This is a genomic window from Pseudomonas sp. 13B_2.1_Bac1, assembly GCF_025466155.1.
GTDB classification, from domain to species: domain Bacteria; phylum Pseudomonadota; class Gammaproteobacteria; order Pseudomonadales; family Pseudomonadaceae; genus Aquipseudomonas; species Aquipseudomonas aylmerensis.
On sequence record NZ_JANLOH010000049.1, the window covers coordinates 19464 to 43345 of the forward strand.

Sequence of the window (23882 nt, forward strand, 5' to 3'; positions counted from 1 at the left end):
CCGCGATGCATCCCAATGACGATGACCGCACCCAGTTCATGCCGCGCCCGGGTGGCCGGGCGCCGGAGCCGGTGCGTGCACAACCGGCTCCGCTGTCGATGCCGGCGGCGCCGATCCTGACCGGCAAGAGCCAGGGCCTCAACCCGCTTGAAAGCGCCGCCGGCCCGCTGCTGGCACTGCTCACGCGCCTGCGCAGCACCATCGCCCATCCGGCGCCGGCGAGTCTGCGCGCGCAATTGCTGGCCTACCTGCGCCAGTTCGAAGAACGTGCCGAAGCCGCCGGTGTGGCGCGCAACGAAGTGCTGCTGGCGCGTTACGCGCTGTGCACCGCCCTTGACGAAGCAGTGCTGAGCACGCCGTGGGGCAGCATCAGCGACTGGGGCAAGCAGAGCCTGCTGATCACTGTGCACAACGAGGCCTGGGGCGGCGAAAAGGTCTTCCAGCTGCTCGACCACTGCCTGCAAAGCCCACGGGAACGCCTGTACCTGTTGGAGCTGTTGTACCTGTGCATGTGCCTGGGTTTCGAAGGCCGCTACCGCGTGATGAACGACGGTCGCAGCCAGTTGGAAGCCCTGCGCGAGCGCACCGCCGCAGCCATTCGCAGTGCGCGTGGCGAGCACGAGCGCGAGCTGTCGCCGCATTGGCGCGGCGTGACGGTGGCACGCGACCGGTTGGCGCAGTTCATGCCACCATGGATCGCCGTGGCCATCGGCCTGGCGCTGCTGCTGGCGCTGCTGTTTGGTTTGCGCATGAAGCTGGCCGCGGACGCCGAGCCGGTGTTCAAGAATATCCATGCCCTGGGCGAAATCCCGGTGCAGGCCATCGACCGTCCGGTGGCGCAGCCCAAAGTCATCGAACGGCCGCGCCTGGCGGGTTTCCTGGTGGAAGACATCAAGGCCGGTCGCGTTGCGGTGGAGGATGCCGTCGACCGTTCCGTGGTGACGATCCGCGGCGATGAACTGTTCGCCTCCGCCAGCTCCAGCATTGTCGATGACTACCAGCCGCTGATGCTGCGCATTGCCGATGCCATCCGCAAGGTCAAGGGCCAGGTGCACGTGACCGGGCACAGCGACAACCGCCCGATTGCCACGCTGCGCTTCCCATCGAACTGGGCGCTGTCCGAAGCACGCGCCAAGTCGGTGCTGGAAATCCTGGCGGCCAAGACCGGCCAGGCCGATCGCTTCAGTGCCGAAGGCAGAAGCGACACCGAGCCGGTGGCGACCAACGCCACTGCCGAAGGCCGTGCCCGCAATCGTCGGGTTGAAATCACCGTATTGGCGGAGGGCGTCGAGTGAAGGCGTTTTTCAGTTTCATGATTCGCTGGGTGATCCCCGTCCTGGGCCTGATCGCCCTGAGCCTGATCATCTGGTTTGTCGGGCCATTGCTCGACGTGCTGGTGCCCGAAGGACGACGCTGGGCGCTGATCATCCTGGTGTTTGCGCTGTGGATCGCCTACCGCGTGTTCCGCATCCTGCAGGCCCGGCGCCAGGCCGCCGAAGTGATGCGCAGCCTGGCGGCGGAAACCCCGGCAGACCCCAACAGCGTGGCCACCGCCGAAGAACTCACCACCCTGCGCCAGCGCATGGACGAAGCCCTGGCGCTGCTGAAAAAGGCCAAGCTGGGCGGTGATGAGCGGCGCAACCTTTACGAGCTGCCGTGGTACGTGATCATCGGCCCGCCGGGTTCGGGCAAGACCACTGCGCTGGTCAATTCCGGGCTGCACTTTCCTCTCGCCGCCCAGTTGGGCGCCGGAGCGGTGCGCGGTGTCGGTGGTACGCGCAACTGTGACTGGTGGTTTACCGACCAGGCCGTTTTGCTCGACACCGCCGGCCGCTACACCACCCAGGACAGCAACTCCACGGTGGACAAGGCTGCGTGGCTGGGCTTTCTCGACCTGCTGAAAAAGCAGCGTTCGCGCCGCCCGATCGATGGCGCCTTTATCGCCATCAGCCTGTCGGACCTGCTGCTGGGCAGTGACGAGGAACGCGCTGCCCACGCCGCCGCGATTCGCCTGCGGATCCAGGAGCTGTACACCCAGCTGGGCGTGCGCTTCCCGATCTACCTGATGCTGACCAAGCTCGACCTGGTGCCGGGCTTCATGGAGTTCTTCGACAACCTGAGCAAGGAAGAGCGCGCCCAGGTGTGGGGCATGACCTTTGCCCTCGATGACGGCAAGAACAGCGACAGCCCGCTGGCGCACTTGCAAAGCGAATTCGCCGGCCTGGAGCAGCGCCTCAACGAGCGCCTGGTCGAACGTCTGCAACAGGAACGCGACCCGGCGCGGCGCGACCTGATCTATGGCTTCCCGCAGCAGTTCGGCGCCTTGAAGGATTGCCTGCAGAGCTTTCTCGAGGGCGTGTTCAAGCCCAATGCCTTTGAAGAGCGCGTGCTGCTGCGCGGCGTGTACTTCACCAGCGGCACCCAGGAAGGCAGCCCGATCGACCGCCTGATCGGCGCGATGGCCCAGAGCATGAACCTGGACCGCCAGCACCTGGCGCGCCAGAGTGGCACCGGGCGCAGTTACTTCATCGAAAAACTCTTCACCGCCGTGGCCTTCGCCGAGCGCGGGCTGGTGGGGGTGAACCCGAAGGTCGAGCGCCGGCGCAAGTGGATCGCGCGCGGCGTGCTTGCGGCCACCGTGGCGTTGGTGGTGGTGGTCAGCGGCCTGTGGTGGGTGAGCTATCGCGCCAACCAGGCGTATATCGCCCAGGTCGACCAGAAGGTCGCGCCCCTCGGCCAGACCGTGCAGAACCTCAGCCCGGCGCAGCGTGATGTGCTCGCGGTGCTGCCGCTGCTCAACGCGGTTAAGAACCTGGCGGGCGACTCGCCGAGCTGGTCCGAAGGGTTGGGCCTGTATCAGGGCGACATGCTTGAAGCCGAGTCCGCGAGCGTCTATCGCAAGCTGTTGATCGCCGTCTTCGCGCCACGCCTGGTGACGCGCATCGAAGAGCAACTGCACGGCGGCGGCAATTCGGACTTCCTCTACGAGGGGCTCAAGGCTTACCTGATGCTCGCCGACACCGAGCACTACGACCCGGACTTCATCAAGGCCTGGATCGCCCTGGACTGGGATCGCAACCTGCCGCGCGACTTGCCGGCCGACCAGCGCCAGGCCTTGACCGGGCACTTGCAGGCCCTGTTCGAACGCCATCCGCCGAGCGCGCGGCTCGACCCGCGCCTGATCGACGACCTGCGTCGCCAGTTGCAGCAACTGCCGGTGGCGCAGCGCGTCTACGACCGGGTCAAGCGTCAGAAGCTGCCCGAAGGCATCCCGGACTTTCGCCTCAACGAAGCCGCTGGGCGTGACGCGGCGCTGGTGTTCAGCCGCAAGAGCGGCAAGCCGCTGGGCGAGCCGTTGAGTGGGTTCTTCACCGCCAAGGGCTATCGCCAGGCGTTCCTGCTGAGCAGCCTGAATCAGACCGGCACCCTGGCCGAGGAGCAATGGGTGCTCGGCCATGAGCAGGCCGACCAGCAAAACGTGGTGAGCCTGGCCGCCGATGTGCGGCGCCTGTATTTCCAGGATTACCAGCGCCAGTGGGATGCCTTGCTCGCCGATATCGACTTTGTGCCGATCACCAGCGTGGCCCAGGCCGCCGACGTGCTGCGGGTGATTTCCGGCCCGACCTCGCCGCTGAAAAAACTGCTGGTGGCGGTGGCCAGGGAAACCGATCTGCAGGCGGAAGAGCGCCAACTGGCGGCCAAGGGCGTACCGGTGGAAGGCGGCGTCGACAAGCTCAAGGAGCGCCTCGGCAGCCTGCTCGGCCAGGAGCAACCTGTCGCCAATGCACCGCAGGCGGCAGACGATCCGGTGACCGCGCACTTTGCCGAACTCAACAGCATCGTCAGCAAGAACGAAGGCGAGCCGGCAGCTATCGATGGCCTGCTGGCGGACATGAACGCGCTGTATGTGCAGGTCAGCGCCATGGTCGGCGCCAGCGGTGATGCCTTGCTCGGCGAGGCGAAGAACCAGGCAGCGGCGGCAGCCACGCGGGTCAGCCTGAATGCCGAACGCCAACCGCCGCTGGTGCAGGGCATGGTCAAGTCGGTGGTCAATTCCACTACCAACAGCATGATGGGCGGCGTGCGCAACCAGCTGAACGCGGCCTGGGTCAGTGAAGTGGTCAACGTGTACCGCCAGTCCCTGGCCGGGCGCTACCCGATGGCGCCGGGCAGCGCGCGGGATGCCACCCTGGATGACTTCGGCCAGTTCTTCGGCGTGGGCGGGGTGATGGACAACTACTTCCGCAAATACCTGCAGCCGTACGTGGACACCTCCGCGCAGACCTGGCGCTGGCAGCCGGGCGCGGCGCAGAAGCTCGGCATTGCGCCGGGCGTGCTGCAGACCTTCCAGCGCGCCGCGACGATTCGCGATGCGTTCTTCCGCGCCGGCGGCACCCAGCCGATCGTGCGGTTTGAACTCAAGCCGGTGTCGATGGACCCGACCATCACTCAGTTCCTGCTTGACCTCGACGGCCAGCAATTGAGTTACGACCATGGCCCGAGCCGCCCGGTGGCGATGCAATGGCCGAACCCCGGCAGCATTGGCGTGGTGCGTATTTCGATCATGCCGCCGTCGGCCAGCGGGCGTTCCGGGGTGACGTTGGACGGGCCGTGGGCATGGTTCCGCCTGCTGGAACAATCGGACCTGACCGCCGGCAACTCGCCGGATCGCTTCAATCTGCGCCTGCGGGTCGACGGCGCGAGCATTGCCTACGAGCTGCGCGCCAACAGCGCTTTCAACCCGTTCAAGAGCCGTGTGCTCAGTGGCTTCAGCCTGCCGGAGCGGCTATGACGACCCTGGGTTTCTACGGCAAGCTGGCCAGTCGCGGCGACTTTGTCAGCCGCGCCTTGCCGCAGAGCTTTATCGGCCCGTGGGACAGCTGGCTGGCGGCGGGTCTGCTCGCCAGCCAGCACAGCCTTGGCGCCGACTGGCTCAACGTGTATCTGGTCAGCCCGCTGTGGCGCTTTGTACTGGCGCCGGGCGTGTGCGGGCCGGACGCGGCGGCGGGCGTGGTGATGCCGAGCATCGACCGGGTCGGGCGCTATTTCCCGCTGGCGGTGGTGGCCTTGCTGGATCACGACACCAATCCTGCCTCGCTGGTGGGCGGGCCGGACACCTGGTTCGAGCACGCCGAAGAGCTGTTGCTCAGCACCCTGGATCCCGGCGCCTCGTTCGAAAGCTTCAATGCTGGCCTCGACAGCCTGGGCGTGCCGGCAAGCGCGTTGCGCGCGGTGGACAGTCGTTTCGCCGGCCTGCAACGCGTGGCGGCCAGCGAGCCCGAGCAGCGCATGAATGCGCTCGCCGAACAGGCCTGCGACGGGGCGAGCCTGTGGTGGGGCCGTGGTTCGCAGACGATTTCCCCTGGTTTATTGCGGTGTCAGGGCCTGCCTGCCACCGGCGATTTTGCGCAGTTTTTGCTCGGACAAGAAGGTGTGGTGTAGATGGGGTCGACGTACAAATCCGCGAGCAAAAGCCATGTGGGCATGGTCCGCCAGGTCAACGAAGACGCGTGCCTGGACCTGCCGGAGAATCGCCTGTGGGTGGTCGCCGATGGCATGGGCGGGCATGCGGCGGGGGACTACGTCAGCAGCCTGATCGTCGACAGCCTGCGCAGCCTCCCCGTGGGGCGTTCCCTCGACGAATACTCGGCGGCGCTGCGCAATGACTTGATCCGCATTAACGCGGCCGTGCGTGAAGAAACCGCCAACCGTGGCGTGACGATGATGGGCAGCACCGTGGTCGTGCTGGCCGCGCGCGGCTTGCGCGGCGTATGCCTGTGGGCGGGCGACAGTCGCCTGTACCGCCTGCGCGACGGCGTGCTCGAAGGCATCTCCCGCGACCACAGCTACGTCCAGGACCTGCAAGACAGCGGCCTGCTCAGCGAAGCCGACGCCCGTGTGCACCCGCGCGCCAACATTGTCACCCGCGCGATTGGCGTGGAAGCCCAGTTGGAGCTGGCGGTGATCGACCTGCTGATCGCCCCTGGCGACAGCTACCTGTTGTGCAGCGACGGCCTGAACAAAACCGTCGAAGACCATGAAATCCGCGAAGTGCTCAGCCACGATGCGCCGGATGAAATCGTGCGCAGCCTGGTGCACCTGGGGCTTAACCGGGGTGCGCCGGACAACATCACCGCCATCGTCGTGAAGGTATCGGCATGAACATCCTGATTCCCGGCTATGACATCGAAGGCGAAATCGGCGAAGGCGCCATGGCCAGCGTGTACCTGGCGACCCAGCGTTCGCTGGAGCGCAAGGTCGCGTTGAAGGTGATGGCGGCGGCACTGGCGGCCGACCCGAGCTTCTGCGAACGCTTCCTGCGCGAGGGCAAGACCCTGGCGCGTTTGTCGCACCCGCACACGGTGACCATCCATGACATCGGCAATGTCGGTGAGCTGTATTACATGGCCATGGAATACCTGCCCAACGGCACGCTGAAAGAGCGCATCGCCGCCGGCCTGACGCCGGAGCAGGGCGTGACACTGATTCGCCAGATCGCCTCGGCACTTGGCTATGCGCATGCCCAGGGCCTGGTGCACCGCGACGTCAAGCCGGCGAACATTCTGTTTCGCGCCGATGGCACGGCGGTACTGTCGGACTTCGGCATCGCCAAGTCCCTGGACGACCGCACCCAGTTCACCCAGGCCGGGTTTGCCGTGGGCACGCCGAGCTACATGAGCCCGGAGCAGGCGCGGGGCCAGGAGATCGATGGCCGCGCCGACCTGTATGCGTTGGGCGTGGTGTTGTATGAAATCCTCGTCGGCAAGCTGCCGTACAACGGCACTGATGCGCTGTCCACGGCGCTGGCGCACCTGACCGAGCCTTTGCCGGAGCTGCCGGTGCACCACGGGCGTTATCAGGACGTGCTGCGCAAGCTGTTGGCCAAGGACCCGGCGGAGCGTTTCCCGGATGCGGCGGCGTTGCTGGCAGCGCTGGACAACCTGCCAGCGGAGTCATTGGAAGCCACCCTGGTGCGGCCGTTGCCGATCCCGCTGAGCTTCGACCTGGCGGGCATGACACCGGTGACCATCGACATCCCGACCGATAAACCCCAGCCGCAGCCGGTGCGTCAGCCGGTGGTCACGCCGACCCAGCACAACGCCGTGTCCGAGCAGCGCCGTGGGCCGGTGTTGGCATTGGCCGCCGTGGCCGTGGCGGTCGCGTTGGCCATTGGTGGCGCGAGCTACTGGTGGCTGAGTGGCAACGATGAGTCCGCAAAGCCGCCGGCTGCCGTGCTGCCCAAGGCGCCGCCGGCTGAGGCGACACCGGCAGTGGCCGAGGTGGACGGCGGTCAGCGCCCGCTGCTGATGGCCGGCAAGAAGACCTTGTTCCAGCGCGTGCTCAGCAAGCCGGGCGCCAAGCTCTCGCATGATGCCGGTGGCGCGCCAGGCGAAGGACTGCCGGCGTTTTCCGTGCTCTACGTTTATCAGCGCAAGGACGTCGATGGCCGCCCGTGGGTCCGCGTCGGCGCCGCCACCGATGGCCGCAGCGATGGCTGGTTGCCGGCCGCGCAAGTCAGTGACTGGAAGCAGAGCCTGGTGCTCAAGTTCACCGAGCGCTCGGGCCGGGCGCCGGTGATGTTCCTGCGCCAGTCCAGCGAAGTCGAGAAGCTGCTGGCCGACCCCGCCGCCGCCAAGGGCGCGTTGGCCAAGGCGCAGAAAAACAGCGACGACAACGGCCAGGTGCTGGCCCTTGAACCGACCGCCAGTGCAGTGCCGCAGAACCAGTTCTACCTGCTGCCGATCTTCGATTCCAAAGAGAGTTTCGACGAAAACGGCCAGCCGGTGCAGTTGCTCAACGTGGCCTCCATCGACCCCGGCACCGCCGCTGCCAAGCCGGCCACGCCGGTGCTCAATGCCAACGCGGACGCCTTCCGTACCGCCGTGGTGCTGGTGGTCGATACCACCGTGTCCATGCAGCCCTATATCGACCAGATCCGCGATGTGGTGCACGAGCTGCAAACCCGCATCGCCGAGCGTGGCGAGTTAGACAGTGTCAGCTTCGGCATGGTCGGTTTTCGCAGCAGCATCAAGAAAACCCCGGGACTGGAATACGTGGCCAAGACCCTGATCACCCTCGACCAGGGCCGCGACCCGCAGCGTTTTCTCGACATGGCGCGCCAGGTCAAGGCGTCCACCGTGTCCAGCCACTCGTTCAACGAGGACGCGTTCGCCGGCGTGATGCAGGCCGTGGACGGCATGGACTGGTCCGGCTATGGCGGTCGCCTCATCCTGCTGGTCACCGATGCCGGCGCACTGCGCAAGAACGACCCTTTCGCGGCCACCCAGATGAACGAAGCCGAAGTACGCCAGGCTGCGCTGGGCAAGCAGATCAAGATCTACGCGCTGCACCTGCGCACCGACGCCGGCAAGAAAACCCACGCCGGTGCCGAGAGCCAGTACCGCATCCTCACGGCCGACGCCAACCCGCAGATCGCCGATCTGTACACGGCGGTGCCGGGTGGCGATGTGCGCAAGTTGGGTGAGCGTGTCGACGAGATCGGCACGGTGTTCGCCAACCTTGTCCACCAGGTGCGCAGCAATACGCCGCAGCCGGTACCGCAGTTGAGCAGTGCGCCGAGCCTGGCGGACAAATCGGCGGCGGTCGGCTACGCGATGCACATGGATTTCCTTGGGCGCAAAACCGCGAGTCAGGCGCCGCAGCTGGTCAGCGCCTGGACCGCCGACCGCGACCTGACCAACCCGGCGCTGCCGGCGTTCCAGGTGTGTGTGATGCTGACCAAGTTGCAGCTCAATGACCTGCAGCAGTCGCTGAAACTGATTGTCGACGCGGCGCGCAAGACCCAGACCTCGCCCAAGGATTTCTTCCAGGAAATTGCCAGCGCCTCGGCTTATATGAGCCGCGACCCGCAAGCCCTGCGCAAGGGCGGCAACCTGGCCGACGGCGGCATTCTCGGCGAATACCTGGAAGGCCTGCCGTACCGCAGCAAGTCGCTGAACATGACCCAGGACTTGTGGTTGTCGTTGAGCGTGGCCGAGCAGGAAGACTTTATCGACGAGCTGGACTCGAAGATCCGTCTCTACGAAACCTTCCACAATGACGTGGCCAACTGGGTCCGTTTCGGCGATGCCGAGCCGGGCGATGCGTTGTACCGTGTGCCGCTGTCGACGCTGCCTTGATGCTGAACCTGAGCGCGGTGCACAAGAGCCGGGGTGTCGGTAGCCAGCGTTACAGCCTGGTGATTCCGGCGCTGGCGCTGCGTGCCGGTGAGCAAGTGGCAATCGTCGGTCCGAGCGGCTGTGGCAAAAGCACCTTGCTGGATTTGCTCGCGCTGGTATTGGCGCCGGATCAAGTCGGTCAGTTTGACTTCCATCAGCAGGATATCGCCGCGTTGTGGCGCGCCGATCAGCAATCCACCCTGGCCGAGCTGCGCAGCAGGCACCTGGGTTATGTGCTGCAAACGGGCGGGCTGCTGGGGTTTCTGGATGTGCGCAGCAATATCGCGCTGTCGCGGCAACTGCTGGGCCTGAAGGATGACGGCAGCGTGGCGCGCCTGGCCGCGCAGTTGGAAATCAGTGATCAGTTGATGAAGAAGCCGGCAGCGCTGTCGGTGGGGCAACGCCAGCGTGTGAGCTGCGCCCGCGCGCTGGCCCATGCGCCGCAGCTGGTGCTGGCGGACGAGCCGACCGCCTCGCTTGACCCGCTGAACGCCGAGCGCGTGATGCACGCGCTGCTGGCCCAGGCCCGCGAGCATCGCGCTGCCTGTGTGATTGCCACCCATGACGAGGCCCTGGCGCGTGCCAGCGGCTTGCAGGTGCGGCGCATCAGTTGTCGTCGTGACACCGACGGCGGTGTCACCGCGACGCTCGGGGAGGCGAGCTGATGCGCATCCCTCTGGTGGCTTCCCTGGCTTGGCAGGATTACCGCAACGACGCGTGGCTGTCGGCCTGCTCGGTGCTGGCACTGGTCGCCGTGATCGCGCCGTTGCTGGTGTTATTCGGCCTGAAATTTGGACTGGTTAGCAGTTTGACCGAACGTTTGGAGACCGACCCCGCGACCCGTGAAATTATTCCGTTGGGCGGTGGTCGATTCAGCAGCGCATTTGTCGAGCAGCTGGGCCAGCGCCCGGATGTGACGTTTGCACTGCCACGTACGCGGCAGATTGCAGCCACCGCGCAAGTGGGCACGCTGACCCTGGAAATGCTGCCGACAGCGTCGGGCGATCCGTTGCTGGCGGGCGTGCCGATGCCGCGCGGGCTGGACCAGATCGTGCTGAGCCACACCGCCGCCGAAAAGCTCGCGGCGCGGCCAGGCGATTGGCTGGAAACCAGCTTTGCACGGCAAGTGGCGGGGCGCGTCGAGGCTCGGCGCACACGCCTGCAGGTGCTGGCGGTAGTGCCGCTGGAAGCCTTCGCGCGCGACGGGTTGTTTGCTGATTTGAGTTTGCTGGAAGCGGCCGAGGATTACCGCGATGGCCGCGCCGTACCGGCATTGGGTTGGGACGGTGAAGCCGTGGGCGTGAGCGAGCAGCGCGTGTACCCGGCGTTTCGCTTGTATGCGCGCAGCCTGGTCGACGTAGAGCCGCTGCGGGTGTATTTCGCCGGGCAGAACCTGCTGGTGTCGACCCAGGCGCACACCATCGCCCAGGTGCAGTCGTTGAGCCGCAACCTGTCGATTGTGTTCTGGATCATCGCCGGGTTGGCGTTGGCGGGGGCGTTCGCGGCGATCTTCGCCGGGGCGTTGGCTGCGGTGGCGCGCAAGCGTCGGGAATTGTCGGTGCTGCGCCTGCTGGGCTTTTCCACCGGCGCGCTGTTGCTGTTTGTGGTGATGCAGGCGCTGTACAGCGCAGGTTTCGCCGCCGTGCTGAGTGCCGGGCTGTATGCACTGGCCGAGGCGGGGTTGAATCAATTATTCGTGCAGGTGCCGGGCGAACACGCCAGCCACCTGCTGGCGCGTCATTACGCCCTGGCCCTGGTTGCAGTCCTTGGCGTCAGCGCCGTGGCGGCGGCCTGTGGCGGTTGGCGAGTGGCGCGTATCCAGGCTTCTGAAGGAATCAGAGATGTATAAGTTACTGGGCGCCTGTGTGGCGCTGAGCCTGGCCTCGATGGCCTGGGCCGATGAGGCAAGCGACAAGCTCGACAACCCCAAGCCGTTGCCCGGCGACGTCAGCCTGCCGCTGCCGTGCGAAGGCAATATGCTGTTTCGCTACGCCTACGTCCTGGCCCAGGGCACCCTGGACGATCGCGAGATCAGCCTCGGCTATCCCTTTGCCGAAGGTGAAGCCGGCTACCAGCAGTCGTTTATTTCCGGTTACCGCCGCGACTTCATCAACGGCCAGTTCACCCTCAAGGACCTGCCGAAGGAGTGGAACAAAGTCATCGCGCCACTGATGCCGAAGACCGACGCCAAGACCCCGCTCAAGCCCATGCTCTACTTCATCGGCAAGTACGAAGTGACTGCCCGCCAGTACGCCCAGGTGATGTCCCAGGCGCAGTCGCTGGCTAGCGGCGAGCCGGCGCCGGCCTGCGATGTTCCCAGCGGCATGGCCGGGCGTTTGCCCAAGGTCAAGCTCTCGCGCTTTGAGGCCGAGCGCTTCTCGGCGGTGTACAGCGCCTGGCTGATGAAATACCACCGCGACTTGCTGCCGGTCAGCGGGCGCGGTTCGTCGGCGGATGACGGCGGCCTGGGGTTTGTGCGCCTGCCCACCGAAGTGGAGTGGGAGTTCGCCGCGCGCGGCGGCCACGCGGTGAGCCGCCAGGATCTGGAAGGGCGCCTGTTCCCGCGCCGCACTGACGGCAGTGACAGCGACGGCCCGCTAGGTGATTACGCAGTCTTCAACCAGGTCGCCGGTGGCACCGGGCAGGCGGCGCGGCTGATGCCCATCGGCACTAAATTGCCCAACCCGATCGGTATGTTCGATGTGATCGGCAACGCCGCGGAAATGGTTCAGGAGTCTTTCCAGCTGGTGCACGCCGGGCGTCGCCAGGGCACCTACGGCGGCTTTGTGGTCAAGGGCGGCAACTACCTGGAAGGTGAGGGCACGCTGTTCACCGGCATGCGTCGCGAATATCCGCTGTTCGCTGCCGATGGCACCGAGCAGAGCAACGAAACCACGGGGTTTCGCGTGGCGATGGGGGCCTTGTCGGCGCCGCGCTCGCGCTACAAGGAACTGTTCGCGCAGTGGCAGAAAGAAGGTCGACTGGCCTCGCTGACCGACGCCATCGACGATGCCCAGGACCCGACCAAGCGCCTGGACAGCATCATCGCCGCCAGCGCCGACCCCAAGCTGCAGGCCGAGCTGGGGCTGGTCAACGAAGAGCTCAAGCGCAATGTCTCGCTGATCGCCCAGCAACGCGAAGAGGCGGCGGGCAACCTGATCCAGTCGGCCGCGTTGGTGGCCGAGACCATCAGTAACTACAACATCCGCCTGGCCAACCTGCAGAAGAGTCGCCAGCAGGCCCTGGACAACAAGGACGAGGCCAGCGCGCAGCTGTTCGCCACCGCCATCGACAACGGACGCAGTGCCCTCGACGGCGCGGTGGCGATCTACATCGACAACCTGGCCACCGGCACGCGCTACACCGACGCGGTGATCCAGGCACAGTTTCAACGAATCAAGGAAGAGTTGGATCGCAAACCCGTGCTCGGCAAGAGCCTGGTGACGCGCGCAACACTGTTCGTCCGCCATGTCGGCAACTACCGCAAGCAACAGCGGGCCGACCCGGCGACGATCTTGAAGGAATTGCTCGCAGCGAGCGGTCAGCGGTCTTGATCGTTGGCTGTATGGCGAGCTTGGAAGGGACTCAGGCGGCGGTGGGCCGTGCTGGGCAAGTCAAACTTAAAAGAGAACACATCTATGCTTTTTTCCCGTAAGGCGGTTTCCAAGCGTCACTTGCTGCTGATCGCGGCCGGTTTCAGTACCGTGCTGACTGGCTGCGCCACGTCGCCGGCGTCCAAGGTCGCGTCGAGCACCAAGGTCGAGTACTACCCCAACTGCTACGAGCCGGTGCAGCACCTGCGCGCCACCGATTCGGACATGACCAAGTCGGTCGTCACCGGTGCCGCCCTCGGCGCGGCCGGCGGTGCACTGCTTGGCGCCTTGACCGGCGACTCCGACAAGCGCGGCCGCAACGCGGCGATCGGCGCAGCGGGCGGCGCCCTGGCCGGCGGCGCGGCGGGTTACTACACCGAGCGTCAGAAGCAGATCACCGATGACAACCAGCGCATCGCGTCGTACTCCACCGACTTCAACAAAAGCGCCTCCGACATCGACCGCAGCACCGCCTACGCCAAGGCGTCCCAGCAGTGCTACCAGAGCGCGTTCACCAAGCTGGTGGCCGACCGCAAGGCCAAGACCGTCAACGACACCGAAGGCCGCAAGCGCCTGGCAGAAATCGTCGCGGGCCTGAAGGAGTCCAATGACCTGATCGTCGCGGTCAACGGCAAAGCCAGCGAAGACCTGAACAACTACACCCAGGCCTACGAGCAAGACCTGCAGCAGGTAGGCGTGCAGCGCGCCGACGTGGTCACCGTGGCCACCGCCGACACTACGCCGCCCGTGGCCCCTGCCAAAGGCAAGAAAGCCGTGAAGCCAGCGAAGAAGCCTGCGCTGCCAGTGGTGCCTAAAGAAGCGGTAACCACCGAGAAGAGCATCCAGACCGTGCAGGCCAAGCAAGCTGAAAGCAAGCAGGTCGCCAGCGCCGGCAAGGCGCAGATCGAAGGCACCTGCCGCGATCCAAACCTGGCCGACTGGGCACCGGTGCCTTGCCCTAACGTTTAAGCAACATGTTGCTATAAGCGTTAAACGCCAGCCGATCTCCGTCTAAAGTGCGAGATCGGTGGCGTTCCTCGATCAAATCGTTACACTGCTGCGGCCACTCAATAATTACACCGAGGCCGTGTGCATGAAATTTCGTCTTCTGCTGTGGGTGCTGGGCCTGCTGATGGGCAAAGCCAGCCGCACCAATCCTGCTTTCCAGCAACAGCTGGGTGACAAAGACCTGGCGTTCCAGTTGCAGACACTGGACGGCAAGGTTGCCCGTCACTTCATCGTCAAAGACCAGCGCATTACCAGCCACTCGGGTGTTCATCCGACGCCGGCGTTTGCCATCGCGTTCAAGGATGCCGCCTATGGCTTCGCCACGATGCAGGCGAAGAACAAGCAACTGGCGTTCATGACGGGGATTCAGGACAAGTCGATCCAGATCAAGGGCAACCCGGCGCTGGTGATCTGGTTCCAGGGGCTGACCAAGTATTTGAAGCCGAAGAAAAAGAAGAAAACCTGAAGCCACCTTTTTGGCAGGCGATCCTTTTTGTGGCGAGCGGGCTTGCCCCGCGTTGGGCTGCGCAGCAGCCCTCTATTAAGGCCACCGCGTCATTTCATCAGAGTGGGGTGTCAGGTTTTAGAGCCGCTTCGCGGCCCAACGCGGGACAAGCCCGCTCGCCACAATTGCGCTTGAGGGTTAGGCCTGGCTGAACTGCGAAGCCAGCTCACGCAACAGCACCTCGGCATCCAGTACCTTGCCGACAACTTCTTCAGCCTTGTCGCGCGTCAGTCCCAGGCGCTCAAGCAGCGCGTCCGGAATCGCCTCGTCCGGCCCGGAACCGATCCCACGGCTGCGCAGCAGGCGCACGGCCAGGCACACCAGGTTCGGGTACTCGGCGTATTGGCCGTCGTAGGTCGGGTCGTGCTGGAAGCGCAAGGCGGTGGACAGTTCGTCCGGCATGTCCCAGTAGCGCATCAACCAGGCGCCGATCTGCTCACGGCTGATGCCCAGCAAGTGCTGTTCGACATAGCTGTGGCACAGGTGCGGGTTGACCTCCAGGTGCCGGCAGATCAGCGAAAAGTGCGGCGGGAACACGTGGGCCAGCAACAGGTAGCCGAAGTTGTGCAGCAAGCCGGCCAGGTAGGTCAGGCCGGCTTCCGGGCGCTGGGCGCGCGGCATGGCGCGGGTCAGGCCTTCGATCACGGCGGCGGTGTAGATCGACTGGTGCCAGTACGGCGTCGACTGGTGCGGGTGGTCCTTGGGCAGGCTCAGGGTCTTGCCCAGGGCCAGGCCCAGCGCGAGGTTGATCACCAGGTCAAAGCCCAGCACGCGCACGATGGCGTCTTCCACCGAACGGATCTTGCCCGGCGACGCGTAGTACGGCGATGCGGCCCAGCTCACTACCTGCGCGGCCAAGGCCGGGTCGGTCTCCACCACACCGGTGATGTCGTCGATGGTGGCGTTGGGGTCGACCCGCAGCTTGATGATTTTCTGCGCGGTATCGGCCAGCGGTGGAATCTCGATGGTCGCTTCCAGGCGCTGCTGGATCCGGCGGGCAGTGAACGCCTGCATCGCCTGGGTGATTTCCTCGCGGTCATCATTGGGACGATCGAGGTTGGGGCGAATATTACTCAGCGGCTCGCCGAAGTGGCCGGCGCTGGCCTTGGTGAGCATCGTCTTGAATGCGTCGCTGGTGATTTCCAGCAGCAGCCCGGCTTCGCCCGAATGCACCAGCAGGCTCGGCTCGTCGAGCAGGCTGCCTTCATACAGGCACGGCGAACTGGTGAGTGGCGGCAGGCCCGGCAGCAGGCTCAGGTCATGCTTGCCCAGCATGCGTTCAACGCGGTCCGGCGACACGGCGGTGAGGCGGCGCCCGGTGAGTTCGGCGAGGCGGTTGAGATCGAGCAACTGGTTCTGCGGGAACAGCACCATCAGTGCGCCCACCGCATCTTCCAGCAGCACGGCCTGGACCTTTCGCGCAGGATTCAGGCCCGGTTGGTCGGCAACTTCCGTGTAGCTGACGGCGAGCTTAGCGAGCAGAGCCCGAATGACCGGCGGGGCGGTCAGTGGGGCTGTGGCGAGGGCAACTTCTGACATGGCCTGATCCAATTTCCTACAGTCACCGAAGTATAACCAGCTTGATACATATGTTGGTCGACTAACTGCGGTTTGTGACGCGGTTAGCGAAGGGGCCGGGCGTTCTGGCGCTATCGCCGGCAGGGAGGGTCAGACCTGGCCGTATTGTTGGCCGTGGCGCAACCAGCGATCCAGCAGCGGGCTGACGTGGTCCGGCCAGCGCTCGAGCAGCGCCTGCGCGGCATCGCGTACGGCGGGCAGCAGGTCGGCGTCGCGCATCAGGTCGGCGACCTTGAATTGCAGCAGGCCGGTCTGGCGCGTGCCGAGCATTTCGCCGGGGCCGCGCAGTTCGAGGTCTTTCTCGGCGATGACAAAACCGTCGTTGGTTTCGCGCATGATGCCCAGGCGCTGGCGGCCGATCTGCGACAGCGGTGGGTGGTAGAGCAGCACGCAGTGGCTGGCCGCGCTGCCCCGGCCGACGCGGCCGCGCAATTGGTGCAGCTGCGCCAGGCCCAGGCGTTCGGGGTTTTCGATGATCATCAGGCTGGCATTGGGCACGTCCACGCCGACTTCAATGACGGTCGTGGCGACCAACAGTTGCAGGTTGCCAGCCTTGAACTCGGCCATCACCGCGGCCTTTTCCACGGGTTTCATGCGGCCGTGGATCAGCCCGACCTTGAGTTCGCCCAAGGCGCTGGTGAGGTCTTCATAGGTGGTTTCGGCGGCCTGGCAGGTCAGCTCCTCGGACTCCTCGATCAGTGTGCACACCCAATAGGCCTGGCGGCCCTCGGCGCAGGCTCCGCGCACGCGCTCGATGACTTCGACGCGGCGGGTGTCGGTGACCAGCACGGTGTTGACCGGGGTACGGCCGGGGGGCAGTTCGTCGAGGATCGACGTGTCGAGGTCGGCGTAAGCGCTCATGGCCAGGGTGCGCGGGATCGGGGTGGCGGTCATGATCAACTGGTGCGGGCTCATGCGTCCGCCCACGCCTTTCTGGCGCAGCGCCAGGCGTTGTTGCACGCCGAAGCGGTGCTGTTCGTCGATGATCACCAAGGCCAGGTTCTTGAATCGCACTTCGTCCTGAAACAGCGCGTGCGTGCCCACCACCATGGGCGCGCCGCCGGCGATTTGCTCCAGCGCTGCTGCGCGGTTCTTGCCCTTGAGCTTGCCAGCCAGCCAGGCCACTTCCAGGCCCAGCGGTTCAAGCCAGCGCTTGAACGTGATGAAGTGCTGCTCGGCGAGAATCTCGGTGGGCGCCATCAGCGCCACTTGGTAACCGGCCTCCAGGGCCTGCAGGGCCGCGAGGGCCGCGACCACGGTCTTGCCTGCGCCCACGTCGCCCTGGATCAGGCGCAGCATGGGTTCTTTCTGGCTCAGGTCGTAGGCGATTTCATTGCCTACGCGCTGCTGGGCACCAGTCGGCGCAAAACCGAGGTTGGCCAGGTATTGCGCAGGCAGGCGCGTGGCCTTGGGCATGGCTGGCGCGCGCAACGAACGCATGCTTTCGCGCAGGCGTTGCTGGGACAGTTGGTGGGTCAGCAACTCTTCGAAAGCCAGGCGGTGCTGGGCCCAATGATGACCGAGGGCCAACTCGTCGACGTCGGCGTCGGCCGGCGGGTGATGCAGGTAGCGAATCGCATCGTCCAGCGGCGCCAGTTGGTAGTCGCGGGCCAGCTCCAGGGGCAGCCAGTCGGGCAGGCTCTTGGGGCCGAGCAGGGTCAGGGTTTGCATGCACAGCTGGCGCAGGCGCTGTTGGGTCAGGCCTTCGGTCAGCGGGTAGATCGGGGTGAGCGTGGTGTCCACCGGTGGCGGCTCGTCGCCGGTGATGGCGCGGTATTCCGGGTGGTAGATCTCCAGGCCGGACGCGCCGGGGCGAGCTTCACCGTAGCAGCGCACGCGGGTCCCGCGCTTGAGGCCTTCTTTCTGGGCGTTGCTGAAATGGTAGAAGCGCAGGCTCAAGCCGCCGGTGCCGTCCTGCAGGCGCACGACCAGACTGCGGCGCTTGCCCATCACCACGTCGGCGCCGCTGACGGTGCCCTCGACCACTGCATCCTGCCCAGGGCGCAAATGGCCAATCGGCACCACGCGGGTACGATCCTGGTAACGCAGGGGCAGGTGGAACAGCACGTCCTGGAGGTTTTCCAGGCCGACCTTGGCCAGCTTTTCAGCCATGGCCTCACCGACACCCTTGAGTGCCGTCACCGACACCTGCGACAGCTCAGTCATACCGTTAATCAGCTCGCAGCAGGCGGCTTGGCCACCGAACACAGGCGGATCGAGTCCGCGAGGATCTCAATGGCCTTGGGCCGTGGGAAGCTCGCGCGCCAGGCGATCGCCACGGTACGAAACGGCACCGGTGGCGTCAGTGGGCGTACTTCGATCACGCCGGGGGCGTAGTGATGGCTGTCCACCGCCGACAGCGGCAGGATCGAAATGCCCAGGCCGGAGGCGACCATGTGGCGGATGGTTTCCAGGGAGCTGGATTCCACGGTGGTGTGCTTGGCGCCGTCGTTGCCTTTGGTCAGGGTCGGGCAGGCTTCCAGGACCTGGTCGCGGAAGCAGTGCCCTTCGCCGAGCAGCAGCAGGCTCTTGTCATTGAGCAGGCCGGCGTCGATGGTGTCTTTTTTCGTCCACGGGTGGGAGGCCGGCATCAGCACGTAGAACGGCTCGTCGTAGAGCGGCAGGGTCAACACATCCGCTTCATTGAACGGCAGGGCGATGATGATCGCGTCCAGTTCACCGTTGCGCAGCTTGTCGCGCAGGATGTGGGTGAAGTTTTCTTCGATATAGAGCGGCATCTGCGGCGCGACGCGATGCAGTTGCGGGATCAGGTGCGGGAACAGGTACGGGCCGACCGTGTAGATGGCGCCGACTTTCAGCGGTGCGGTCAGCTGGTTCTTGCCGGCCTGGGCCAGTTCGCGAATGCTTTGCGCTTGCTCCAGCACCTTCTGGGCCTGGGCCACGATACCTTCGCCCACGGGGGTGAGGCGCACGGCGCTCTTGCTGCGCTCGAAAATCAGCACACCGAGTTCGTCTTCAAGCTTCTTCACGCCCACCGACAGCGTCGGCTGGCTGACGTGGCAACGCTCGGCCGCATGGCCGAAGTGCTGCTCTTGGGCGAGGGTAACGATGTAGCGTAATTCTGTAAGAGTCATAGCGGGCGTCCATGAGGTTGCGAGCCAAGCATACCGGCTGCAATCGATAGACGCACGTTATCAGAACTTTGGAGGGGATTGAGCGGGGAGTGGGGCGGATTTTGCTGAAGTGACAAAAACAATCTGGGCTTGCCCGCGATGCACACACCTCGGTCTATCCGTTGCACCGAGGTGATGCTATCGCAGGCAAGCCAGCGCCCACACAAGTTGACTCCCGCAATCCTTAGCGGCGGCGTTTCTCGATGTTGTACACGAACGGTGCAACGATCTCGATGCTGCCGCCCTTGAGCATGTCGGCCGGAGGCTTGGGCAGCGGCTGGGCACGACGGATCATGTCCAGGGTGGCGCGGTCCAGGTCGGCGTTGCCGGAGCGGCCCACCAACTCGTAGGACAGCACATTGCCGTCGGCGTCGACCACAAAGCGCAAGCGGTTCAGGCCTTCCTTGCCACGCGCCTGGGCACCTGGCGGGTACTTCTTGTATTTCTGCAAGTGAGCCAGCAAGGTGCCTTCCCAGGACGCCTTGGCCGCGACTTGCTGCGGCGACGGGCCTGGAACCGGCTGGGCCGATTTCTCAGCCGGCGCGTTGGTCGGCGGAGCGTCGCTCGGCGGCTCTTCGGACGGTTTCTCCTTGGGCGGCTCGGGCTTTTTCTCCACCGGCTTGGGCGGTTGTGGCTTGGGCTTGGGCTTGACCGGCTTGGGCACCTGGATCGTCGGCTTGGGTGCCTCGGCCAGTTTCGGCAGCGGCAGCTCTTCCACCGGCGCCGGTGGTTGCGGCGGCGTTACGACTTTGGGCGGAGCCGGCGGCGGCGGTGCAGGCATCGGTGACAGGTCGATGACCATGGCGGCCGGTGGCAACTGCACGGTATGCGGCGCCGACCAGTGGAGCGCGATGGCAATCGCGACGGCATGCACGCCCAGCACGACGGCGAGGCTGGTGCCATAACGCGTCAGTTTGTGGCGCGTCGTGATCATTTTTTGGCTGCCGTCTCGAGTCCGACCAGGCCCACCTTGAGGTAGCCGGCTGCCCGCAGGGCATCCATCACGCTCATCAGGTCGCCGTAGTCCACGCCCTTGTCAGCCTGGAAGAAGATCGTCGTGTCTTTCTTGCCTTGGGTCTTGGCGTCGAGCACCGGCCCCAGGGTTTCAGCCTTGACTTCTTCTTCGCCCAGGAACAGGCGTTGGTCCGCCTTGACGCTGAGGAAGATCGGTTTCTCTGGCCGCGGCGCCGGCTTGGCGCTGGAGGCGGGCAGGTCAACCTTGATGTCCACGGTGGCCAACGGTGCTGCCACCATGAAGATGATCAGCAGCACCAGCATCACGTCGATAAATGGCGTGACGTTGATTTCGTGGTTCTCGACGAGTTCGTCGTCGCCTTGATTCAAATGCAGGCCCATGGCCGATTACCCCACTTTCACCATGTGCGGTTGCGAGCTGCGCTCGGTAGGCAGGTGATCGAGGTCGCGGCTGACCAGCAGCAGGACTTCTGCCGACGCGTCCGACACCTGGGCCTTGTAGCCGGCGATCGAACGGGCGAAGACGTTGTAGATCACCACCGCAGGAATTGCCGCAACCAGGCCCAGGGCGGTTGCCAGCAGGGCTTCGGCGATGCCCGGGGCAACGACGGCGAGGTTGGTGGTCTGGGTTTTGGCGATGCCGATGAAGCTGTTCATGATGCCCCATACGGTACCGAACAGGCCGACGAAAGGCGCGGTGGAACCGATGGTCGCCAGCACGCCGGTGCCGCTGCTCATGTTACGACCGCAGGCGGCTACCAGGCGCTCCAGGCGGAAGGCCACGCGCTCCTTGATACCTTCTTTTTCGCGGGTGTTGGCCGACAGGCGCATTTCTTCCAGCGCGTCGTGCACCAGGGTGTTGGCCAGGGTGCCCTTCTTGGTTGCCGTCTCGCTGGCTTCCTTGAGGGTGGTGGCTTTCTTCAGGTGGACGATCTCGGTGCGCAGGCGACGCTTGGCGCCCAGCAGCTCGAAGCCCTTGGCGATCCAGATGGTCCAGGTGATGATCGAGGCGATGGCCAGGCCGATCATCACGGCTTTCACCACCACGTCAGCGTTCTGGTACATGCCCCACGGCGACAAGTCGTGGGCCATGCCCAGGGTGTTGTCTTCTTCCAGGACCACACCGGTATCGTCAGCGGGAGCGGCTGGATCTGCAGCCTGGGCCGGGTCGGTGGCGGCTGGCGCAGCGGCTGGAGCAGCCGTGCTGTGCTCGGCTGCCGGGGTCGTGGCGGGTGCGGTGGCGTCAGCGAATGCGGCGGTCGGTGCCAGCAGTACGCTGAACAGCAGCGCAGCAATCGCGCGCCAGGCGCGGGATGGGCTGTGAAGCTTGGTTGGCGAAGCGGGGTTTGTATTACGTGTCATGCTGGCCGGACCTGAGTAAAGAAAATGAGTTGAGCGTCCTTCCAGGCCTGGGGGCCGAGGACAAATGGGCGGTTATTATTGCAAGTAATTCTTGTTAACAGAAGTAATACAGTTACTTTATTTGTCCTTTTTGTGGCCGCCTGTCATGTGTGAAGGCTAACCTAGACCTTTCTGTACGGAGTTTTCTGATGTCTGCGCCTTCTGTTGTGATTGCCGGTTGTGGCGATGTGGGTAGTCGGCTGGCTAGCCAATTGCTTGCCTCGGAATGGGAGGTTTATGGCCTGCGACGTGATATTTCACGCCTGCCCGACGGGGTGATCGGCATCGCCGGCGACCTGTTCAAAAAGGATTGCCCTGACACCTGGCCGATCGGCGGGGTGGATTACCTGGTGTATTGCGCCGCCGCAACGGATCACGATGAGGCCGGCTATCGCGCAGCCTACGTACAAGGTTTGCAGCACGTGCTGGAGTGGCTGGGCGACTACGGCCAGGTGCCGAAACACCTGCTGTTTGTGTCCAGCAGCAGCGTCTACGGGCAGCAGAACGGCGAGTGGGTCGACGAAACATCCGAGACCCAGGCGAAGGGCTATTCCGGCCAGGTAATGCTGGAGGCCGAGCAAGTCGCGCTCAACAGCGGTATCCCCGCCAGCATCGTGCGCCTGACCGGCATCTACGGCCCGGGCCGTGAGTGGCTGTTGAGCCAGGTCCGGCAGGGTTACCGCGTGGCGATCGACCCGCCTTTATATGGCAACCGGATTCACGCGGACGATGCCGCGGGCCTGTTGGCTTTTTTGCTGCGGCACGTGGAGCAGGGCGGTTCGCTGGACAAGGTCTACATCGGCGTCGACGACGCGCCTGCGCCATTGGCGGAAGTGGTGGGCTGGTTGCGTGAATACCTGGGCGTGACCGAGTGGGCCGCCGACGCCAGTGTGCGTCGTGCCGGCAGCAAGCAGTGCAGCAATGCCCGCGCCAAGGCGCTGGGCTGGAAGCCGGCCTACCCAACCTATCGAGAAGGCTACGCGTCGATTCTCAAAGGCTGAAACACGGCCAGAGAATGTGGACTCTGGCTTGCCTGCGATGACGGTGGCACATCCAGCAAAGCGGGTGACTGGTAAACCGCTATCGCAGGCAAGCCAGCTCCCACATCGGGGCCGCGGTGCTCCAGCCAATGCGCAGGGCTGGAAGCCGACTTACCGAGAGGCTACGCGGCGATCCTCGAGGATTGAAACGCGGTGAAAATGTGGGAGCGGGCTTGCTCGCGAATGCGCAGTGTCAGTCACTGAATATGTTTCTGACGCACCGCTTTCGCGAGCAAGCCCGCTCCTGCATTCAGTTCAGCGCTCGGCCACTTATTGCTTTTCCAGCAACCACTGGCGAGGGCCTGGGGTGAACGAGGGCACTTCGTCTGTCTGGGCAGTGTTGATGGCCTGGAAGATTTCCAGCTGCTTGCCCTTGCGCACGAAGATCCACGGGTTGCCCTGGCCGTTGAGCTGCAGCCAGATACTGTCGTAGCCGCCGCTCATGGAGGCGCAATCGCCCGCCAGGCACAGTGAGTACTGATCCACATTGGGCAGGCCCGCGACCTTGCCGTTGGCCTGGAACTGCACGATGGCGCCGTTGCCGAAGCCGTCCGTGATCTTCCAGTCGCCGCCCATGTAGGCCGCATACAGTGCCCGCTCGAAGTTGGCGCCCAGGGGCGCACCCTCCGGGGCCGGGTCTTTGGCGCGGGCGAACAGTTGCTCGGGCTCGTTATCGTTGGCCACCTGCAGCAATTGCTTGCCTTTGCGCTTGAGTTCGGTCGCGGAGCTGCCGTAGAAGTCCACGCTCCAGGCACCGGATTTTTCGCCGAGCAACTTGCCCTCGGCGACTTCGAAACCGTTGTAGTAGCGCGCCTGCGAAGCCTTGGTGTTGATTTCCCACTCAAGGTTCGGGCCGTAGCTTTGCAGCGCTTCACGCAAAGGGCCGCCCTTGGACGCCGCGTCGATGGCGGCCTGGTTGATCCAGGTACCGCTCACATCCACATCGGCAGGGTTGCTGGCGCAGCCGCCGAGCAACAGGGCGAGCGTTGATAGGGCTACAAGCGCTTTGCGCATCATGAAATCCTTCTGAAACGAAGTCGGCGCAGCTGGGGAAGCTGCGCCGGGTGTTTTACTCGATGACCAGGATCGCGTCCATCTCAACCTGCGCACCCTTTGGCAGGGCGGCAACGCCAATGGCGGCGCGGGCTGGGTACGGCTGTTCGAAGTACTTGCCCATGATCTCGTTGACCTTGGCGAAGTGGCTCAGGTCGGTGAGGAAGATGTTCAGCTTGACGATGTCCTTGAACGAACCGCCAGCCGCCTCGGCCACCGACTTGAGGTTTTCGAAGACCTGTACAGTCTGTGCTTCGAAGCCTTCAACCAGTTCCATGGTCTTTGGGTCCAGCGGGATCTGGCCGGACATGTAGACGGTGTTGCCCGCCTTGATGGCCTGGGAGTAGGTGCCGATGGCGGCCGGGGCCTTGTCGCTGGTGATAACGGTCTTGGTCATGAGTGACTCCTTGTAAGAG

19 protein-coding genes are annotated in these 23882 nt (G+C 64.8%); 11 read left to right on the forward strand and 8 right to left on the reverse strand.

Going from position 1 to position 23882, the window contains the following annotated elements; translation table 11 throughout:
- Positions 1-5: 5 nt before the first annotated feature.
- From NTD80_RS11205 to NTD80_RS11250, 10 genes are all read left to right on the forward strand, one after another.
- Entirely contained in the window at positions 6-1295 is a 1290-nt protein-coding gene (locus NTD80_RS11205) for a DotU family type VI secretion system protein (protein WP_262133600.1), read from the forward strand.
- A complete protein-coding gene (gene tssM / locus NTD80_RS11210) occupies positions 1292-4792 on the forward strand; it encodes a type VI secretion system membrane subunit TssM (RefSeq protein ID WP_106802282.1) in 3501 nt (1166 codons plus the stop codon). The genes NTD80_RS11205 and tssM overlap by 4 nt, the downstream gene beginning before the upstream one ends.
- The gene (tagF, locus tag NTD80_RS11215; protein WP_262133602.1) at positions 4789-5442 is read left to right on the forward strand and encodes a type VI secretion system-associated protein TagF; all 654 of its coding nucleotides are present in this window, start codon (positions 4789-4791) and stop codon (positions 5440-5442) included. The genes tssM and tagF overlap by 4 nt, the downstream gene beginning before the upstream one ends.
- A complete protein-coding gene (locus NTD80_RS11220; RefSeq protein WP_065902515.1) occupies positions 5443-6162 on the forward strand; it encodes a PP2C family protein-serine/threonine phosphatase in 720 nt (239 codons plus the stop codon).
- Positions 6159-9140, forward strand: a complete 2982-nt coding sequence (locus NTD80_RS11225; RefSeq protein WP_262133604.1) for a serine/threonine-protein kinase — start codon at positions 6159-6161, stop codon at positions 9138-9140. The genes NTD80_RS11220 and NTD80_RS11225 overlap by 4 nt, the downstream gene beginning before the upstream one ends.
- Complete coding sequence (locus NTD80_RS11230; protein WP_120450519.1) at positions 9140-9844, forward strand: ABC transporter ATP-binding protein; 705 nt, start codon at positions 9140-9142, stop codon at positions 9842-9844. The genes NTD80_RS11225 and NTD80_RS11230 overlap by 1 nt, the downstream gene beginning before the upstream one ends.
- Positions 9844-11028 (forward strand): ABC transporter permease, encoded by a 1185-nt coding sequence (locus tag NTD80_RS11235; protein WP_262133607.1) that lies wholly within the window; start codon positions 9844-9846, stop codon positions 11026-11028. Before NTD80_RS11230 ends, NTD80_RS11235 begins: the two co-directional genes overlap by 1 nt.
- Entirely contained in the window at positions 11021-12733 is a 1713-nt protein-coding gene (locus NTD80_RS11240; protein WP_262133608.1) for a formylglycine-generating enzyme family protein, read from the forward strand. The genes NTD80_RS11235 and NTD80_RS11240 overlap by 8 nt, the downstream gene beginning before the upstream one ends.
- 84 nt (positions 12734-12817) lie before the next feature.
- Entirely contained in the window at positions 12818-13741 is a 924-nt protein-coding gene (gene tagQ / locus NTD80_RS11245; RefSeq protein ID WP_065902504.1) for a type VI secretion system-associated lipoprotein TagQ, read from the forward strand.
- Between the two features lie 124 nt (positions 13742-13865).
- The gene (locus NTD80_RS11250) at positions 13866-14246 is read left to right on the forward strand and encodes a helicase (protein ID WP_065902893.1); all 381 of its coding nucleotides are present in this window, start codon (positions 13866-13868) and stop codon (positions 14244-14246) included.
- Positions 14247-14423: 177 nt separating this feature from the next.
- Here the strand turns inward: NTD80_RS11250 and NTD80_RS11255 are convergent, their stop codons facing one another.
- The 6 genes from NTD80_RS11255 to exbB form a co-directional block, all read right to left on the reverse strand.
- A complete protein-coding gene (locus NTD80_RS11255) occupies positions 14424-15824 on the reverse strand; it encodes an aminoacyl-tRNA deacylase and HDOD domain-containing protein (protein ID WP_065902502.1) in 1401 nt (466 codons plus the stop codon).
- Between the two features lie 129 nt (positions 15825-15953).
- Positions 15954-18029, reverse strand: coding sequence for an ATP-dependent DNA helicase RecG (gene recG / locus NTD80_RS11260; protein WP_262133612.1), 2076 nt, complete (start codon positions 18027-18029; stop codon positions 15954-15956).
- An 8-nt stretch (positions 18030-18037) separates the two neighbouring features.
- Entirely contained in the window at positions 18038-18958 is a 921-nt protein-coding gene (locus NTD80_RS11265; RefSeq protein ID WP_065902501.1) for a hydrogen peroxide-inducible genes activator, read from the reverse strand.
- 223 nt (positions 18959-19181) lie between these two features.
- Positions 19182-19931: a TonB family protein gene (locus tag NTD80_RS11270; RefSeq protein ID WP_262133614.1), complete on the reverse strand. Its 750-nt coding sequence runs from the start codon at positions 19929-19931 to the stop codon at positions 19182-19184.
- A complete protein-coding gene (gene exbD, locus NTD80_RS11275; RefSeq protein WP_003195519.1) occupies positions 19928-20353 on the reverse strand; it encodes a TonB system transport protein ExbD in 426 nt (141 codons plus the stop codon). The genes NTD80_RS11270 and exbD overlap by 4 nt, the downstream gene beginning before the upstream one ends.
- A gap of 6 nt (positions 20354-20359) precedes the next feature.
- A complete protein-coding gene (exbB, locus tag NTD80_RS11280) occupies positions 20360-21334 on the reverse strand; it encodes a tonB-system energizer ExbB (protein ID WP_106802287.1) in 975 nt (324 codons plus the stop codon).
- A 188-nt stretch (positions 21335-21522) separates the two neighbouring features.
- Here exbB and NTD80_RS11285 point away from each other — a divergent pair, with 188 nt between their 5' ends.
- Positions 21523-22374, forward strand: a complete 852-nt coding sequence (locus tag NTD80_RS11285; RefSeq protein WP_262133617.1) for an SDR family oxidoreductase — start codon at positions 21523-21525, stop codon at positions 22372-22374.
- 309 nt (positions 22375-22683) lie between these two features.
- Here the strand turns inward: NTD80_RS11285 and NTD80_RS11290 are convergent, their stop codons facing one another.
- Both NTD80_RS11290 and NTD80_RS11295 read right to left on the reverse strand, forming a co-directional pair.
- Positions 22684-23427: a hypothetical protein gene (locus tag NTD80_RS11290; RefSeq protein WP_065902495.1), complete on the reverse strand. Its 744-nt coding sequence runs from the start codon at positions 23425-23427 to the stop codon at positions 22684-22686.
- Between the two features lie 55 nt (positions 23428-23482).
- On the reverse strand, positions 23483-23863 hold the full coding sequence (locus NTD80_RS11295; protein WP_003176922.1) for a RidA family protein: 381 nt from the start codon (positions 23861-23863) through the stop codon (positions 23483-23485).
- Positions 23864-23882: the final 19 nt, after the last annotated feature.